This is a genomic window from Vreelandella sp. DA03-1M (genome assembly GCF_055725665.1).
Genome location: NZ_CM146798.1, coordinates 1,575,697 through 1,593,064 on the forward strand (window position 1 = coordinate 1,575,697; position 17,368 = coordinate 1,593,064).

A 17,368-nucleotide genomic window follows, 5' to 3' on the forward strand; every position below is an offset into this window, starting at 1 on the left:
TCACACCAACATTCACAACAACTTCTCCAGCGGCGAGGGGCAGGCTTCGAGTATGCGGGCGGCGTTATCTACCGCTAAATCAATACCGGGTTGGCAGTAGTAACCGCCATTGACCTGCACAGTGTGCATCACCGTTTTTCGAAAATAGCCAAATAGCTCTCTGTTAGGCGGCTGCGGCTGCTGCCAAAAATCCGCTAAGTCACCTTGGTAGGTTAACCCATCCAGATTATAGATGGGATCGCTAAGCGCAAAGGTTGGACAATTCTTTTCCAGCGATACGATGCCCACGGTACTGTTAACGGTTACATTGCCTCTAGCATGTTTGAGCAGGGCGTTGAGATCCCCAGACTCTAAATAGACGATACGCCCTTGCAGGCCGTGGCATTCAGAAAGCTGTTGAATGATTTTGGGGTAGTTGACCAGCCCCATATCCAGTGGGTGGTTCTTAATACATAGCTGTGAATCGCTGGGCGCGTGTTTAGCAAACGATGCCATCACATCGTCCATCACTTGTTGCATATTGGCGTAGGGTGAGTGATCGCGAATTTGCGCATCGCTATTTAACTGTAGCGGCAGTATAAAATAGGGGCGGCCACTTTCTATCAATACCTTGATGCGTTCGGCATCGCGTTTTTTCCAAACGGCTTTTAACTGGGCGAAGCGCTTCAGGTAGCCCGCGTACTCAACAGGGGCCGTGATCGGCGCGTGATTGCGGTAGCGCGGTGCAATAAGTGGATTGGCCAAACCAGCCAAGTGGTAGCCAACATCATGTACCGCACGGATTTTGAAAGAAGACCGAAAGTGCACGGGTGCTGATGGCTTGGGCAGCGCTTTGCCGGTTTCATAAAACCAGCTTGGGTCACGGGGCAGCAGCGAGTGGCCGTTAACGCCTTCGCGCTCCAGGGTGATCCAGAACGGGCGAAAGTAGCCCTCTTCAAATACATGGGTGCGTACGCCTGCGGCGGCGGCATTATCGACGGCGGGGCGGTGAATGGGGCGGCGGTCACCGAACACGACTTGGTCGGTAATTGCGTACTGCTGCCACAGATGTTGGATATAGCCGGGTAGTTCGGCCAGTGGGCCGCGAAACAAGTGGCTTTCGCCATGGGTGCGCTGCCAGTAGGCGATATCGCCAGCATTGAAGTTAACCTTAACGACACGGTGCCCATCGTTGACCAAACGCTTGGCCAAGCGCTGGTAAAACGGTGAGCAAACGCCCTGCAAAAATAAGAATGCACGCTTCTGATGCTTCAACTCAATGCCTTCCGATCAACAAATTACGATAACAGCGGTAGAGATGCTGTTTCCATGTAAGGGTGTTTTTTTGTGTTCTTGCCTGTTCCAACAGGCTGACGACGGTTTCAGCATTGCATAGCTGGCGGGTCGTTGGGTCTACATAGCCGGGGTAAAGAATCAACGTGCCAGCCACCAGCGCATCCAACGAGAGTGAGCGCATGCGGCGTGGGCAGCTAAGCGCATCCTGGGTTAGCCCCCAGCCCGCATAAAATGGCAGGCCGTAGGTGGTGACTTCCCGCTTGCGTAGCAGTGCTTCAAAGCCGGTTAAAGAGCTCATCGTATGAACCGCATCGACGCGCTCTAGCAGGGTTGCAATGTCAATATCACTGGCGTCTAGATCATACAGGCGTTTTGCGTTGGTATCGAGTGCTCCAATACGTGCACCGCTTACTACATCCGGGTGGGCTTTGTAGACAATAAAGGCATCTGGATGCGCGCTCCGGACGGCACTAAGCAGCCCGCTATTGGTATTAATGTGCGGGGAGCCGGTAGCAATCGAGGCGTCGCTTTCTACTTGGCCGGGCACCAGTATGGTGTGGCGCCCTTTGGGCAGCCTAATAGTAGCCTGACCACCTACGTTGTACTTTGAGAGCTTGAGCGCCACTAGCCGTTTACGCAAATATTGGGCACGCAGCAGCAGGTCGTTGCTAAAGTGAGCATGATTAAGCTGGGTTTCTAAATCACTGGGCTGACTGGGGTCGTAATAGATGCCTTGGGAATCAATCACCAGCGACAATGGCTGGGTGAGGTCGACCCCGAGTCCCACCGAGCGGATGAAGCCATCTTCCATGCGCCATAGTTTGGCCATGTGTTGGGAGTGCTGATGTTTAAAATCAGCATCAATGCGGCTTGACCATACCAGCAGATGCTCTTCGGGCTGTTCGCTGGCGGGTAATTTAGCATGATAATTTACTTGAGCGGCGGGGCCTAAAAAATCGCCGATAAAGCGCCGTTTCCATGAGGAAAACCCGCATGCCCGCCAGTTTCCCCGGTAGCGCTCCTGCTGGCGCCTTTGGTCGGCGATCAAGGCGATGGTCTCTTCTAGCGTGACAGATTGTCGAGTGTAAGGATTAACGTAGCGACAATAGCGTAAATAAGCAGCGGCAAACACTTCAACTAATGGGCGTTTAATGCGGCGACGGTGGCAGGCCACTTGATCATGGGTGAGGCCCCAGCCTGAATAAAACGGAATGCCAAAGCAGTGTACCTGCTTACCAGCAAGCAACGCTTCAAAGCCCAGTTGGCTGGTCACGACGTAAACGTGATCAACTTGGTCAAACAGTGTCCAGGGATTAAGGTCTTCACTGATTACCCGGCAGCGGGGGTGGTCAGCGGCATTAAGCAGATGGCCCTGTTTTTTGCCCGCGATAACATCGGGGTGGATCTTGACCAAAATGTCGCTTTCGGGATGCGCTTCTAACGCGGCTTCCAGCATTTTCTGAAAACTTTCCGCTTGGGCGCCGCCGTAATAAATAGAAGCATCTCCAGCGGTTTGGTCAACCACTAATACGCGGGCTCGGCTCGAGACCTGAAGCGGCTGGTCGGGGGCATGGTTATATTTGGAGAGACGATAGCGGGTGATCAGCGCCATGCAGCGTTCTGCTTGGACTAACTCTTCATCGTTGAAGCTGGCTGTGTTGAGCCAGTTTTCCAAATCAGAAGGGCGTGACGCATCGTAATAAATGCCGGTTTCATCGACGACCAAGCTGTGCGGTTGAAAGCCGTCTACACCCAAACCTAGCGAGCGTATAAAGCCATCCTCTAGCGCGATATAAGGTAACTGATGTCGTTTTGCATACTGTCTGGCACGAAGGCTGGTGGGCTTTAACCCCCAACCAATGACAGCATTCGGCTTCGGCTTCAATGGGTTGAGATGGACAAAACGATCAAATTCGGGCAGCAGCGTGGTCAGGGCGACCAGTTTGCGAATACCCGAGGATGTATAACCGGCTGTTCGTTTTGCCATCAGTAAGGCCGCAGTAATGTAGCAGGATGAAGGATAGGTGGGCGAACATACGTGAATTGGCTAGGGTTATCAATTCACAACTCCCTGAAAAGCCATGGAAGGAAGTGCCAATAGGGCGGGCTGAGCCGCGAACCTATATTGTATTTATAATATTTTATAGTTTTTCCATGAAAGGCTACTAAATTGCTTATCAGTCAATAAAAAAAGTACCCAGGAGGCGGGCCCATCTCGGTACGCTTGTCTTTACGCACTCTCCAGCTCGGGCGTTAACAAAAGCTATGTATGGTTGATGTACATCAACGATCACATAGGTAATACTTTCTATAAGTTGGTTGTTGAAAGTATTTAGGCGATACTTGCCTGCCCATCTCAATAAATGAGTTTTAATGCATATCAAGTTCGCTAGGTGCGTACAATTGTTCCCATGAAAGTCATACTCCTCCCTCGCTCATTAAGAGGCAGACTACTGCTGGGGCTAGCGCTTACTTGGGTTTTAGTCGTGACATTGGTGTTGGGCATGTCATGGCAGCTTGGTAAAGCGATGGTGCATCAGACGAATATGACCCATCTGCGTTATGAGGCCTCTCTTCTTGCTAGCGAAGTTACCCAGCAAGTTGAGTTGCGTATTCATGCACTTGAAAGGCTCGATGTCATTCTTGGTGACAATAATGATGCTGAGGCACTACTCAAGGTCTTGCGTGATAATGATGCTTTAATGACATGGTTTGAGACGCTTATAGTCGCCGACTCTAGTGGACGCGTGTTAGTTGACTGGCCGGAGGTAGAAGGTCGTGCTGGCCTTGAAACCGGGCATCTTGAGTACTTCGATGTGCTGCGAGGCACTCGAAAAAATTATGTTAGTGAACCATTTGTAGGACGGGTGACTGGTATGCCAATGGTGCTCATTGGTGTGCCACGAACTGATGTATACGGTCAGTTTGCCGGGTTTGTGGGTGGCGTGGTGGCCCTAAACTCTAGCGGTTTATTCGAACGTATTGCAAAAATACGCTTGGGGGAGAATGGCTACGCGAGTATTGCAACGGCGTCTGGCAAAATCTTATATCACCCAGATCGTGCGTTAGTTAACTTAGATGTGCCGAACAAGGCGTTAAATCCTTGGTTAGACTTGGCGTTAGATGGCTGGGAAGGAGATGGCTTCGGTGAGCTTTTAGACGGCCAAACCGCACTACAATCCTATGCACAAGTGTGGCCTGCCGGTTGGATTATTGGGCTGTATTTGCCGGTTGATCAAGCACAGCTGCCACTGGCAGACTTTATTCAGCAGCTATGGTGGCTTTGGATCGCATTGATTTTGCTGATGTTCCCTTTAATATGGTGGATGTTAGGCCATGTCCTTTCTCCTCTTAAGCATTTAGAAACCCAAATTGGAGAAGTCGGGATAGGGCATCGTGAAAGCGTCAGTCTTGCCACCAACATGCTCGAGTTACAGCAAGTGGCATATACCTTTAACCGGGTCGATAATGAGCGCCAGCTATTGATGAGTAATCTTCAGGAGCGGGAAGCTTTTCTTGATTCTGTTTTAAACACGGTGCCCCAAGGAATGTTTGTTGCTGACATTAATGGCGATATTACCTATATGAATCCAGCACTTTTGAAATTGTTGGGGTTTTCTTCTTATCTACCTTTAGAAGCATGGTTTGAACAGATTCAATTAGAAGATCGCGCCGGGGCTAGAGACCTCTGGCGTCATAGTTTACGCACGGGGAGTGATTTTGTGCGTCAGTTACGCTTTTTACGCAGCGATCAAGAGCTGCTGTGGCTGGATATTCATGCTCGTGTGGTCATGCTTTCCCAAGATGGTCATACACTTGGGTTGGTAGGAGTCGTTAAAGACATCACAGAGCGCCGGGAGCAGGAGGCTATTCAGCGTTGGGAAGCGGAACATGACCCGCTAACTGGCTTGTTAAATCGTCGAGGTTTTGAGCGCCGCCTTGAAGAAGCCTTTGCCGATTTCCAAAAAACCAGCACGCCTTCGGCTCTTTTGCTGTTCGATTTAGATCACTTTAAGCCCATCAACGATGAAGGTGGACATGCCTTGGGAGATGAAATGTTGCGTCGTATTGCTCAGGTAGTCGCCCGGGAAGTGCGTCGTAGTGACCATGCCGCTAGGCAGGGCGGTGATGAATTTGGCGTGCTGTTGCCCAGCTGTACTTTACTCCAGGCGCAAAGAATAGCTGAATCATTGCGCAAAGCGGTAGGTGAAATCTCGGTTGAACATGAAGGTAAAGAGTACGTCGTCACTTTAAGCATCGGCGTTACCACTTTTGATGAAGACGACACCAATGTGATGGATATCTTAGCGCGGGCCGATGCCGGCAGCTATGCAGCCAAACGCCAAGGGCGAGATGGGGTAGTGGTCAATCCGCCCCAAAGTCATGATGATGTCATGGAACTTTTCGATCGGTTTTAATAGTTATCGCTATGCACCAAGCCGTTTTGATGCCTGTGGTGTGCTTAACAAGTCGACAAAACTTGCCCAGCAGTAGAATATAAGCAAGTGCTGAATTTGTTATTATAAGCCAGTTTTTTAAAATCAAGGCTGATCGAGATACTGTTGTGAACCTAATTGAACTGTTTGCTCGCACGCTGGATATTACGCTGCCTGTTTTTGCGATGGTGTTTATAGGCCTGGGCCTTAAGCGCTTGAAATGGATCGATAGCGCTTTTGTCTCGACCGCTTCCGCACTGGTATTTAAAGCAACGCTCCCCACGCTGATCTTCCTTAGTTTAATCAAAGCCGATCTAAGCGTTGCGCTAGACGTATCGCTGATGGTGTTTTTTGCCGTGGCTACGTTGGGGCAGTTTTTATTGAGCTGGGTATGGGCGCGATACCGTGTCGTGCATCAGGATCGCGGCATTTACGTTCAAGGGGCGTTTCGCGGCAACTGCGGGATAGTGGGGCTGGCGTTGGCCGCGGGAATGTACGGGAACTACGGGCTTTCTGCGGGTAGCCTGCTGCTGGGTGTGGTGATTGTGACGTATAACGCGCTTTCGGTTGTCGTGTTGGCCTTCTACCAACCGGGCCAGTCCACCGATTGGCGCAGCCTGCTTAAGCATGTCGCCAAAAATCCGCTGATTATTTCTGTGTTTGCGGCGTTACCCTTTACGGCACTGTCGATCCCGCTACCCAGTTGGGTGATTACCTCTGGGGACTATTTTGCCTCGTTAACACTGCCGCTGGCGTTGATTTGTATTGGGGCGACGCTCTCCGTGTCGAGCATGCGCGACAGCAGTCAGGTGGCTCTCGGCGCTAGCTTGATGAAAATGGTGACGCTCCCGATACTTTCTACTGTGGCGGCTTGGCTAATGGGGTTTTCAGGCGAACAGCTGGGCTTGCTGTTCCTGTTCTTCGCCAGCCCCACTGCCGCGGCGAGCTTTGTAATGGTGAAAGCGATAGGCGGCAATGTGGCCCTGGCAGCCAATATCATCGCCATCACCACGCTAATGGCGAGCATTACTGTCACGCTAGGCATCTTCGCGCTGCGTTTGCTGGGCTGGATATAGCCATTCGGTTGGCCCTACCTAAGTCGACGCGTTATACTACGCGCCCGCAAGTTAAGACCACGTTTGTCCCTGTAGCTCAGTAGGATAGAGCAGCCGCCTCCTAAGCGGCAGGTCGCAGGTTCGACTCCTGCCAGGGACGCCAATTAAATCCATGGCTTAATGACGTAATTCTCTAGTGCGTTCCCCACTCAAGCCTTTAGTTCCCCCCCTAGTGGTTCCCCTAGTGTTCACAAGCACTGCATTGAAGCGGCTCTTTTCGCTTGCGCCCCAAGTTACGTGAGGATGGGCTTATGGCCCTGGACACGTGGATGATAGATGCCACTTCAGTGCGAGCCACACGCGCTGCCGCTGAAGGCGGCAAAAAAGGGGCTCGAAAGAACCGCTAGACCTCGCCCTTGGCCGTTGCCGCTTCGGTTTAACTCCCAATTCATTTGGTGTGTGATCGTCATACTTGGTCACTGCCATTAACCCTGCCCGCCAGCCAACAAGTAGCTTTTCGGCACTTCGCTTTCACGTTGAAGAGAATCTCTCTGCCACATAGTGTCAGGCGTCCTCACAGACGTAGTCGCTATAGAGTGGCTGATAAAGAAGGTGACAGCGGTGAGCTGCGCCATGACTGTGATAGGCACGACATGCGGTAGGACGCTGCTTTTGCTGGCTTAAAGAGTGACGCCGCATCGCCACACTCGACCATTAGTCAGCGCCTCACCATGCACTTATTGCTTGAATCCAGGCTTATAGCCGCTCCGAATTTCCGGAAGGATTGCTGATTCATCAATCTACCGCTTGATTCGGAACGAAAAGCTTAAAAAAACCAGTTTGGTCATTTCTCTACGGTGGTCATGTTGTGTGCAAACGAAGCGCGGCAGTAAGCTCCAATCCAAGCTTGCCTTGCAGGCTAAAAAAACAATTACTAAAAACGCTAGGAGAAACGCAATGTTCAAGAAAACCACTCTTGCCGCCTCTGTCATCATGATGTCCATCACAACAGCGCAGGCTGAAGGCCCTTACCGCATCGGCATTACTCAAAACAACGTGGGTGTGGATAGCTATCAAACGACCTATGAAAGTGCGTTTGAAGCTGCTGCTGAAGAGGCAGGCAACGTTGATATTGTGGTGTTAGATGCCGGCGGTGATGTCGCTCGTCAGATTGGTCAAATGCAGGATCTTATCCAGCAGCAAGTCGATGCCATTATCATTTGGCCAACCAATGGGCAGGCCGTAATTCCTGCTATTCGTCAGGCTCATCAGGCGGGCATTCCTGTCGTCGTGACTAATTCCAAAATTGCTGAAGCGGGTCTTGAATTCATCGCTGCCTTTTCAGGCCCAGATAATGTTCAGCAAGGCATTGCCTCTGCGGAAATGATGTGTGATGCCCTCGGGGGCGAAGGGCAGATCGTGCAGATTGCTGGCCAGCCGGGCTACACCACCGCCATGGAGCGAGCGACCGGTTTCGAGGTGCGTCTTGCTGAAGCTTGCCCTGGTGTAGAGCTGCTGGAAACGCAGCCCGGTAACTGGAACCGTGAGCGGGCTCAGCGGGTGATGGAAGATTTCCTGACTAAATATGACCGTATTGACGGCGTTTATTCCGGCGATGACAACATGGGTGTCGGCGCACTGAATGCGGCGAAAGGCGCTGATCGTGCCGATGAGATTATCTTCATTGGTGCCACGAATTTCGCCGTTGGTTACGACGCGATTGAGCGTGGCGAGTATTACGGTTCTATCTATCAGTCTCCCGTAGATGATGCGGAAGCCGCCCTACAAACGGCTTTGGATGTATTAGCCGGAGAAGAAGTGCCGAAGATGAACTTCTTCGAGACACCCAAGATCACTGCTGAAAACCTGAGCGAGTTCGATCGTCCCGTTTTCTGAAGCGAGGCATGCTGCTGCCCAGAGCGCTGCGTTTAGTGCGTCGTCTCTGGGAGCCAGCATGCACCTGAAAGTAGGGTTTCTGCACTGGATTTCACGGTAAGCGTCTATGGATGATGTCGTTGTCCATTGCGCTAACCGGGTGTTCCGGGGTGTTTTTATACAGGTGATTAGCATGGCTTTCGCAGAACAATCAAAATCCAATCTGCCAGCAGGAAAACTTAGCAAAGCAAGCGTCATGAGTTTTCTATCGGCCCAGGGAATTCTCATCTTTTTCCTGGTTGGCATGTTCGTTTTTTCTTTCTTTTCTGAGCAGTTTCTTTCCCAGTCAAACATCATGACCGTGGTTCGTCAGGCCTCGATTATTGGCATTATCGCCGTGGGTGTCACGGTGGTGATTATTGGCGGTAATCTGGATCTTTCCGTGGGGTCGATGCTGTCGTTTTCGACGGTATTGGTGGTGGATCTACACGATAAGGTTGGCCCCACCACGGCCATTCTGATGATGTTTGCATTAACGCTGATGTTGGGTGCCGTCAATGGCATTCTGATCGGGTTTTTGCGCCTTAACTCCCTGATTGTCACGCTGGCGATGTTGTCTGCTATTCAAGGCTTCGTGCTGATCTACAGCGGTGGCCAAAACGTTGATATCGCAAATCAGGACGGCACGTGGTTTGCGTTTTTTGGGCGTGGCTATTTGGGGGGTATTGCTGTCCCTATCTTGCTGTTTGGTTTGCTGGCCATTCTGGTTCAAGTGGTGATGAGCTACACAGGCTACGGGCGTCGCATCTTTGCTGTCGGTGGCAATCCTATGGCTGCCGTTTATTCGGGCATTCGCAAGAACTGGTGCGTGTTCAGCACCTATCTAATCTCAGCATTCTGTGTGGCGTGTGCGGCACTTGTTCTTGGCTCGCGGGTGATGGGCTCACAAAACAATGTTGGCCAAGGTTATGAGCTACTGGTACTGGCCGGGATCATCCTGGGTGGTACTAGCCTGCTGGGGGGCGCTGGCAGCATCTGGAAAACCGTGATTGGCGTGCTGATCCTGGGCTTTATTCAGAATGGCCTGCTGTTGATGGGCTACCCCTATTACATCCAGTGGATCGTGACCTGGGTCATCATCATCCTGGCCGTATGGCTGGACCTCGCTAACAAGCGTAAGCGCTTGCTAACGACCCACTCATAACGCGGAGGAGTAAAACATGACAAGTCTAAAAGGGTTCTTCCGTGGCAGAACGGCTATCCAACCGATCTGGGTGTTTGTTCTCGTCATCTTTATTTTCTTCAGCTTTATGTCGGAGTACTTCCTGTCATTTGGCAATATCAGCAATATTCTGGTGCAAACCTCCACCATTGGCCTGATCGCGCTTGGCATGACGCTTGTCATGATCAACGGCAATATCGATTTGTCGGTCGGTGCGACCTTGGGGCTAGCGGCTTCATTAGCAGTCGGGTTGCAAGAGACGAGCATGACACTGGCGATTCTTGCGGCACTCGGTTCCGGTGTGTTGCTGGGCGCGATTAACGGCCTGATTGTTTGGAAAACAGGCGTCAATGCGTTCATCGTGACGTTAGGCGCCATGCTGGGCATCAGGGGGCTGATCTTTCTATACACCGGTGAGCAGTCGTTTTATGCGTTGAATTTTGCCTTCTCTGACTTTGGTACCAGCACCATCGGACCTTTTCCAGTATTAGCCATTATCTTCCTTATTTGCACATTGATCATGCATCTAGTGCTGACTCGAACCGGCCATGGGCGTAACACCTATGCGGTGGGCGGCAACCCTGAAGCATCAATTGATGCCGGGATTCGGTTAGGGCGTCACATGATGATCAATTTCATTATCGTTGGCTTCTTTGCTGCCCTGGCGGGCGTAATGCTGGCCAGTCAGATGGGCGCGGCGACACCTAATCTAGGGCGTGACTACGAGCTCTGGGTGATTACCGCAGTGGTATTAGGCGGCACCAAGTTGACCGGTGGTTACGGCAGCATCGTTGGCACCCTAGGCGGGGTGCTGGCTATCGGTATTCTGCGTAACGGCATGAATTTAATGCAGGTGCCTGCGTTTTATGTGCTGGTCATTCTCGGCGCTATCCTCATCTCGGTGCTGGTTATCGACAAGAAGCTTAATGCACCCTCGGCTAAGGAGGTGCGGATATGAGCCCTTCACAACACGACTTTTCATCTAACAAACGACAGCCGATTAACGCTGAACCGATACTGCGACTTGAAGGTATCACCAAGCGTTTTCCTGGGGTGGTTGCCCTAAATAGTGTGGATTTTGACGTGCGGCCTGGGGAAGTGCATGCCCTGCTTGGCGAAAATGGGGCAGGCAAGTCGACACTAATGAAAGTGCTAGCGGGTAAGCACCAAGCGAATGAAGGAAAGATCATTCTTGCTGGCCAGGAAATGGCCTTTGAAAACCCCAAGCATGCCAAGCGGGCAGGCGTCGTGCTGATTCATCAAGAGCAGTCGCTGGTACCCGAAATGACGGTTGCCGAAAACATCTTTCTCGGCAGCCTGCCAAGAAAGCCGTTCAATCGCGTTGACTGGCGCAAGCTGCGCGAGGATACCAATAAGATTCTTGAGACGCTTAAGTGTGGTTTTCAACACGATGACTTAGTGGGATCGCTGTCGATTGCTAAGAAACAGATGGTCGAAATTGGCCGAGCGTTGGCGTTTACCCCGCGCGTAGTGGTGTTCGATGAACCGACGGCATCGCTCACTGACCATGAAAAACCAGTGCTCTATGACGTGATCAATTCGCTGTGTGAGCAAGGCGTGGGGATTGTTTATATCTCCCACCGCATGGATGAAATTTTTCACTTATCACACCGTATTTCCGTGCTGCGGGATGGTGAATACACCGGAACCGTCAATACGGCGGATACCAACGAGGACGAGATCACTCGAATGATGATCGGCCGTAGCTTGGAGCTCGATCATGCCAGCAAACCGAGTAACTTTGGCGACAATTTGTTGGAAGTGCGCAACCTCTCGGTGAAGCGCGTATTCGAGAACGTCAGCTTTAATGTTCGCAAGGGTGAAATTGTGGGCATGTACGGCCTGGTAGGCGCGGGCCGCTCTGAGGTCGCAGAAACCATCTTCGGCCTGCGCACGCCTTCCACTGGCGAGGTGGTGTTAGATGGCAAGGTGGTGTCCTTCCGTAACTCCCATGACGCCGTGGTTCATGGCGTTGCTTTGGTGCCTGAAGACCGCAAGGATCAGGGACTGATTCTGGGAATGAACTGCCGAGATAACATGACTCTGGCAAGCCTTTCTAGCGTGTCGTCATGGGGCTTTATGACGAGTGCCAAAGAGCGAGAGGTGTACGACAAATACCATCAGGCGATGAAAATCAAAACCCCCAGCTGGCGCCAAAAAGTGGGCAACCTGAGCGGCGGTAACCAGCAGAAGATCGTCATCGGCAAATGGCTGCATACCCACCCCAAGCTATTGATTCTTGATGAGCCAACCCGAGGCATTGATGTGGGATCCAAGTCGGAAATCCACACCCTGGTTAAAGACCTGGCCAAATCTGGCTATGCGGTGCTGGTGATCTCTTCCGAGATGCCCGAGGTGCTTGGCCTGAGTAACCGCATTATCGCTATGTATGACGGTCGCGTTACCGCTGAGTTTGATGGTGACAACGTCAGCGAGGACGAGTTGGTTCAGGCAATTACCGGAATGGGCAAGCAGGCGCAGGCGAGCTAGCACGCCGTTTTGCGACTGTTGTGCTCTGCAAAGAGCACATACAGACCACTTCAAACGTATAAGGAATGTTTTATGCAACCCTTTGTTTATGATGGCCTGCCATCCCGCGTGGTGTTTGGCCGAGGAACCTTGTCGCGTCTAAGTGAAGAGCTTGACCATCTAGGCTGTTCACGCGCCCTGGTGTTGGCCACGCCTCAACAGCACGAGCAGGCAAGCCGCGTACTAGCGCAGTTGGGTGAGAAGGGCATAGGCGTTTACGCGGACGCCGCCATGCACACGCCAGTCGACGTGACCGACAATGCCTTGCAGGTAGTGAAAGAGCTGAACGTGGATTGCACTATTGCCATTGGCGGTGGCTCGACGATTGGTTTGGGCAAGGCGATCGCGCTGCGCACCGGCTTGCCGCAGATCGCCATTCCTACCACCTATGCAGGCTCAGAAATGACCCCGATCCTGGGGGAGACCCGCGACGGTATCAAGACGACGCAGCGCACTTTAGATGTACTGCCGGAAACCGTCATCTATGACGTGGATCTCACCTTGACGCTACCCGCTGAGATGTCCGGAACCAGCGGCATTAACGCGATAGCTCATGCGGTAGAGGCGCTATATGCCCGTGACTGCAACCCAGTAATCGCGCTAATGGCAGAGGAGGGGATCGCGGCGCTGGCGAGAAGCCTGCCCGTGATTGCTAACGACCCCAGCAATGTAGAAGCGCGCTCTGATGCGCTGTATGGCGCTTGGTTGTGCGGAACGTGCCTTGGCTCGGTGGGGATGTCGTTGCACCATAAGCTGTGCCATACCTTGGGCGGCTCTTTTAACTTACCCCATGCGGAGACGCACACCATTGTGCTGCCCCATGCACTGGCTTATAACGCCCCTGCCGTGCCTGACGCAATGGCTCGCATTGGCCGTGCGCTGGGCTGTTCGGACGCCGCCGCTGGGCTTTATGACTTAGGCCGTGCAGTTGGCGCACCCAGTGGGCTTGCTGAACTTGGCTTTACCCCCGCCGATGTTGAGCGCGCCACAGAGATCGCTACTCAGAACCCCTATTGGAATCCGCGCGAAATAGAAGCCACGGGCATTCAGCAGTTACTCAGCGATGCCCAGGCGGGCCGTCGCCCTCACGCTCAACCTGGGGGTGCGCAATGAAAGTGCTCTTCATTAACGCTACCGTGATTACCATGGACTCGCAGTTGGGCGAGTTAAGCAACGGCCAGGTGCTGGTTGAAGATGATCGCCTTGCCGCCGTGGGCCATGGCCTGGTCGATGACCCCAAGGCGCAGGGCGCAGAGGTTATTGACTGTGCTGGCGGTATTCTCATCCCTGGGTTGGTGAATGCGCATATGCATACCTGGCAGACCGGGCTGCGTGGCGTTGCCGCCAACTGGACGCTGCTTGAGTATTTTCGCCACGTCCACCGCGGTCTGGCGGCGCTATTCACGCCCAATGACATTTATATTGCGACCCGTATGGGCGCGATTAATCAGCTTAACTGTGGCACCACCACATTAGGTGACTGGTGTCATAACAACCCTAGCCCAGACCACACAGACGCTGCCGTGAGTGGGCTAAAAGAGTCCGGAATACGGGCGCTGTTTATGCACGGCTCACCGAAACCGGACCCACAGCCTGGCCAGCCGCATTTTAGTGAGATCCCCCACCCACGCCATGAAATAAAACGGCTGTTAAAGGGTGAGCTGGCGAATCCAAAGGGGCTTGTCACTTTAGGCATGGCCATCCTTGGCCCTCACTATTCAACCCTTGACGTTACCTTGAAAGACTTTGCCCTGGCGAAAGAGTTTGGCCTTGTGGCTTCGATGCATCAGGGCGGGGGCGCGGCGGTAGCGCCGGGCGCCTGGGATGAAGTTGAAAGCCGTGGTTTGCTGGGGCCCGATATCAACATTGTGCATGGCCAAAGCCTGGATGACGGCCAGATGTCACGGTTCTGCGCCAGTGGTGTGACGTTCTCGATTGCACCGGAAAACGAGATGACCCAAGGCCACGGCTTTCCAGTCACTGGGCTGGTACGCCAGCACGGCGGGGTGGTGTCTCTGGGGGTTGATCTTGAGTCTGTACTTTCGGGTGACATGTTCAGTGTTGCCCGTGCCGCACTGGGGATGCAGCGTTCCCTGGATAACGATGCTTCACGTCGGGAGCAAGGCAAGATACCGGACACCTCGACTATTACTACCCGAGAAGCGCTTGGCTGGATCACGCTGGATGGGGCGAAAGCTCTTGGACTCGATGCCCGCATTGGCAGCCTTACGCCAGGCAAGCAGGCCGACTTGGTGCTGATCGACAGCAACAAGCTCAATATGCAGCCGGTCAATGACCCAGTTTCTACGGTGGTGATGCAGACAAGCCTAGCTAACATCGACAGCGTCATGGTGGCCGGGCAGTTCAAAAAGCGCAGCGGCCGCCTGTTGATTAATACCGAGCAAGGTATCGCTGAGCTTGCTAAGTCTGGCCACCGTATTCACGCCGAACTGCTGGCGCGTGAAGCCCACTCGACACAGGAGGCAAACCAATGACAACCGTTTCCACCACGCGCCCTTCGCCACCTAAGGTGGCTTGGGTGGGCTTGGGTAAGCTGGGCTTGCCCATGGCCGCCAGAATTATCCAGGCAGGAACCGCGGTACAAGGTTTTGACCTTTCCAGCGAGCGCCTCGCGTTGGCCGCAGCGTTAGGAGTCACCCCCCATCAGCAGCTTGCCAGTGCGGTGGCTGATTGTGATCTGGTGTTTGTCTCGATTCCCGACGACCGCGCTTTAATCGCGCTTTGCCTTGAAGCGGGCGAGCTGGTTCGTCATATGATGCCCGGGAGTATCTTGGTCGAGACCAGTACGGTGAGTGTTGAAGCGTCTGCCCGCGTGGCCGAAGCGGCCAAGGCTCATGGCATCTCGTATTTGCGTAGCCCCGTGTCGGGGAACCCCGTGGCGGCTGAGGCAGGCACGCTGTCGGCGATGGTATCTGGCCCCCGCGATGCACTGGCATCCGCCAAACCCGTGTTTGAAGCCTTTACCAAAGCACAATATTGGCTGGGCGATGAAGAGCAGGCTCGGGTCGCCAAGCTGGCGATTAACCTGATGATTGCCGTCAGTGCCGGAATGATGAGTGAAGCGCTGACCCTGGCGCGCAAAGGCAACATTGAATGGGACGCCATGTTGACGCTTATTTCCGACAGCGCGGTGGGTTCACCGATGGTGAAGTACAAGGTGCCGCCACTTTCCCAGCGCGATTTCACCTCGACATTTTCCGCTGCCCAAATGGCCAAAGATCTCGATCTGATACTTGATTGCGCCCACACCTCCGGGGTCACAACGCCACTGGCCGCCCAAATGCGCGAAGCCTATACCGCGCTTATCGCCACCGGCCATGGCGATGATGACTATATCGCTACCGTACACCACACCGAGCGACTTTCGGGGCTCGGTGAGCCGACACCCGCACCGCATAGGGGGCAATAAGATGCGCAACCTGACGACCGACAATATCACCGCGGCGGTAATTGAAGAGTTCTCTAGCTGTGAAGACGCACGGCTAAAGACGCTGCTTAATGGTTTGGTCAAACACCTGCACGCTTATCTGCGTGAAGTACAACCCACAGAGCAAGAGTGGACCCAGGCGATTGAGTTTCTGACCCGCACGGGGCAAATGTGCGATGACGAACGCCAAGAGTTCATTCTGCTTTCTGACACCCTTGGTGTGACCATGTTGGTGGACGCCATCAACCACTCAAACAGTGACCCGAACATTACCGAAAGTACCGTATTGGGGCCTTTTTATGTGGCGGACCCTCCCCAAGCGAATCAGGGTGATGCCATTAATTGGGGGGTTGAAGGCGAGCCGCTATTCGTTGAAGGCCGCGTGCACGATGCCCAGGGTAAGCCATTGGCAAATGTCACTATTGATGTATGGCAGTCGGACAGTGAAGGTTTTTACGACGTGCAAAAGCCTGAGCTTGAAAGCGCTTCATTGCGTGCTCGCTTCCATACCGATAGCCAAGGCGGTTACGCCTTCTGGACCGTCACCCCTTCGCCTTATCCGATCCCAACAGACGGGCCAGTCGGCAAAATGCTCGACATTACCGGGCGGCATCCTTATCGCCCGGCGCATGTGCATTTCATGCTGATGGCGCCGGGGTACGAAACCTTGGTCACCCAAATCTTCGCCGAAGACGACCCCTACCTTGATTCGGATGCGGTATTTGGTGTGAAGGATTCACTGGTGAAGACGTTTGCTCAGCAGCCAGCAGGGCAAGCGCCCGATGGTCGGCAGATAGAAACGCCTTACCGCTATTTTCATTACGACTTCGGCTTAAAGACGGCCTGAGCGTCTCAACCTGAACGTCCGGCTCGAACTGAGCTGGTTAAACCGAAAGAGGAAACGACATGACCACGATCGATCAAACCGCTATCGCAACGCTATTTACTGAAGCACGTACCCACAACGTTTGGCAGGATCGTGACGTTAGCGAGGAAACGCTGCGCGAGCTGTATAACCTAATGCATTTCGGCCCCACCTCGATGAATTGCCAGCCAGCGCGGATTCTGTTCCTGACCACAGATGAGGCCAAAGAGCGCCTGAAACCCGCTCTGATGCCAGGCAATCAGGAAAAAACCATGAAGGCACCGGTGGTCGCCGTGCTTGGTTTCGACACAGAGTTCTATGAGCATCTGCCGCGCATGTTCGCCCATAACAAAGACGCAAAATCGCTGTTCGAAGGCAAACCGGACTTTATTCATTCCACTGCATTTCGTAATAGCTCCATTCAAGGCGGCTATCTCATTTTAGCGGCTCGCGCGCTAGGGTTGGACGCTGGCCCTATGTCTGGCTTCAACAATGCGGCTGTGGATGAAGCGTTCTTCCCAGATGGCAAAGTGAAGAGCAATTTTCTGTGTAACTTAGGCTATGGCGATACGAGCGCGTTGTTCCCTCGTGGCGACCGCTTCTCCTTTGATGAAGTGTGCAAAGTGATGTAACAAACTTTAT

13 protein-coding genes and 1 tRNA gene are annotated in these 17,368 nt (G+C 53.2%); 12 read left to right on the forward strand and 2 right to left on the reverse strand.

Annotated elements, in window-relative coordinates:
* Nucleotides 1-12: 12 nt before the first annotated feature.
* Entirely contained in the window at nt 13-1,254 is a 1,242-nt protein-coding gene (locus ACXUPB_RS07215) for a capsule biosynthesis protein (RefSeq protein WP_335598517.1), read from the reverse strand.
* Between the two features lies 1 nt (nt 1,255).
* On the reverse strand, nt 1,256-3,262 hold the full coding sequence (locus ACXUPB_RS07220; protein ID WP_035566745.1) for a capsular polysaccharide biosynthesis protein: 2,007 nt from the start codon (nt 3,260-3,262) through the stop codon (nt 1,256-1,258).
* Between the two features lie 517 nt (nt 3,263-3,779).
* Here ACXUPB_RS07220 and ACXUPB_RS07225 point away from each other — a divergent pair.
* The 12 genes from ACXUPB_RS07225 to ACXUPB_RS07280 all read left to right on the forward strand — a co-directional run bounded on the left by ACXUPB_RS07225 (nt 3,780) and on the right by ACXUPB_RS07280 (nt 17,358).
* Nucleotides 3,780-5,693: a sensor domain-containing diguanylate cyclase gene (locus ACXUPB_RS07225; protein ID WP_246361751.1), complete on the forward strand. Its 1,914-nt coding sequence runs from the start codon at nt 3,780-3,782 to the stop codon at nt 5,691-5,693.
* 146 nt (nt 5,694-5,839) lie between these two features.
* Nucleotides 5,840-6,787: an AEC family transporter gene (locus tag ACXUPB_RS07230; RefSeq protein WP_035566740.1), complete on the forward strand. Its 948-nt coding sequence runs from the start codon at nt 5,840-5,842 to the stop codon at nt 6,785-6,787.
* Between the two features lie 65 nt (nt 6,788-6,852).
* Nucleotides 6,853-6,929, forward strand: a tRNA-Arg gene (locus ACXUPB_RS07235).
* 794 nt (nt 6,930-7,723) lie between these two features.
* Complete coding sequence (locus ACXUPB_RS07240; RefSeq protein WP_035566738.1) at nt 7,724-8,662, forward strand: sugar ABC transporter substrate-binding protein; 939 nt, start codon at nt 7,724-7,726, stop codon at nt 8,660-8,662.
* Nucleotides 8,663-8,897: 235 nt separating this feature from the next.
* Nucleotides 8,898-9,845, forward strand: coding sequence for an ABC transporter permease (locus ACXUPB_RS07245; protein WP_218927602.1), 948 nt, complete (start codon nt 8,898-8,900; stop codon nt 9,843-9,845).
* A gap of 16 nt (nt 9,846-9,861) precedes the next feature.
* Entirely contained in the window at nt 9,862-10,821 is a 960-nt protein-coding gene (locus ACXUPB_RS07250; protein WP_179915489.1) for an ABC transporter permease, read from the forward strand.
* Complete coding sequence (locus tag ACXUPB_RS07255) at nt 10,818-12,374, forward strand: sugar ABC transporter ATP-binding protein (RefSeq protein WP_179915488.1); 1,557 nt, start codon at nt 10,818-10,820, stop codon at nt 12,372-12,374. The genes ACXUPB_RS07250 and ACXUPB_RS07255 overlap by 4 nt, the downstream gene beginning before the upstream one ends.
* A 72-nt stretch (nt 12,375-12,446) precedes the next feature.
* The gene (locus tag ACXUPB_RS07260; RefSeq protein WP_035566731.1) at nt 12,447-13,526 is read left to right on the forward strand and encodes a maleylacetate reductase; all 1,080 of its coding nucleotides are present in this window, start codon (nt 12,447-12,449) and stop codon (nt 13,524-13,526) included.
* Nucleotides 13,523-14,908, forward strand: a complete 1,386-nt coding sequence (locus ACXUPB_RS07265; protein WP_035566728.1) for an amidohydrolase family protein — start codon at nt 13,523-13,525, stop codon at nt 14,906-14,908. The genes ACXUPB_RS07260 and ACXUPB_RS07265 overlap by 4 nt, the downstream gene beginning before the upstream one ends.
* Entirely contained in the window at nt 14,905-15,843 is a 939-nt protein-coding gene (locus ACXUPB_RS07270; protein WP_045812141.1) for an NAD(P)-dependent oxidoreductase, read from the forward strand. Before ACXUPB_RS07265 ends, ACXUPB_RS07270 begins: the two co-directional genes overlap by 4 nt.
* Before the next feature lies 1 nt (nt 15,844).
* A complete protein-coding gene (locus ACXUPB_RS07275) occupies nt 15,845-16,708 on the forward strand; it encodes an intradiol ring-cleavage dioxygenase (protein WP_035566727.1) in 864 nt (287 codons plus the stop codon).
* A gap of 59 nt (nt 16,709-16,767) precedes the next feature.
* Complete coding sequence (locus tag ACXUPB_RS07280; protein WP_179915487.1) at nt 16,768-17,358, forward strand: malonic semialdehyde reductase; 591 nt, start codon at nt 16,768-16,770, stop codon at nt 17,356-17,358.
* Nucleotides 17,359-17,368: the final 10 nt, after the last annotated feature.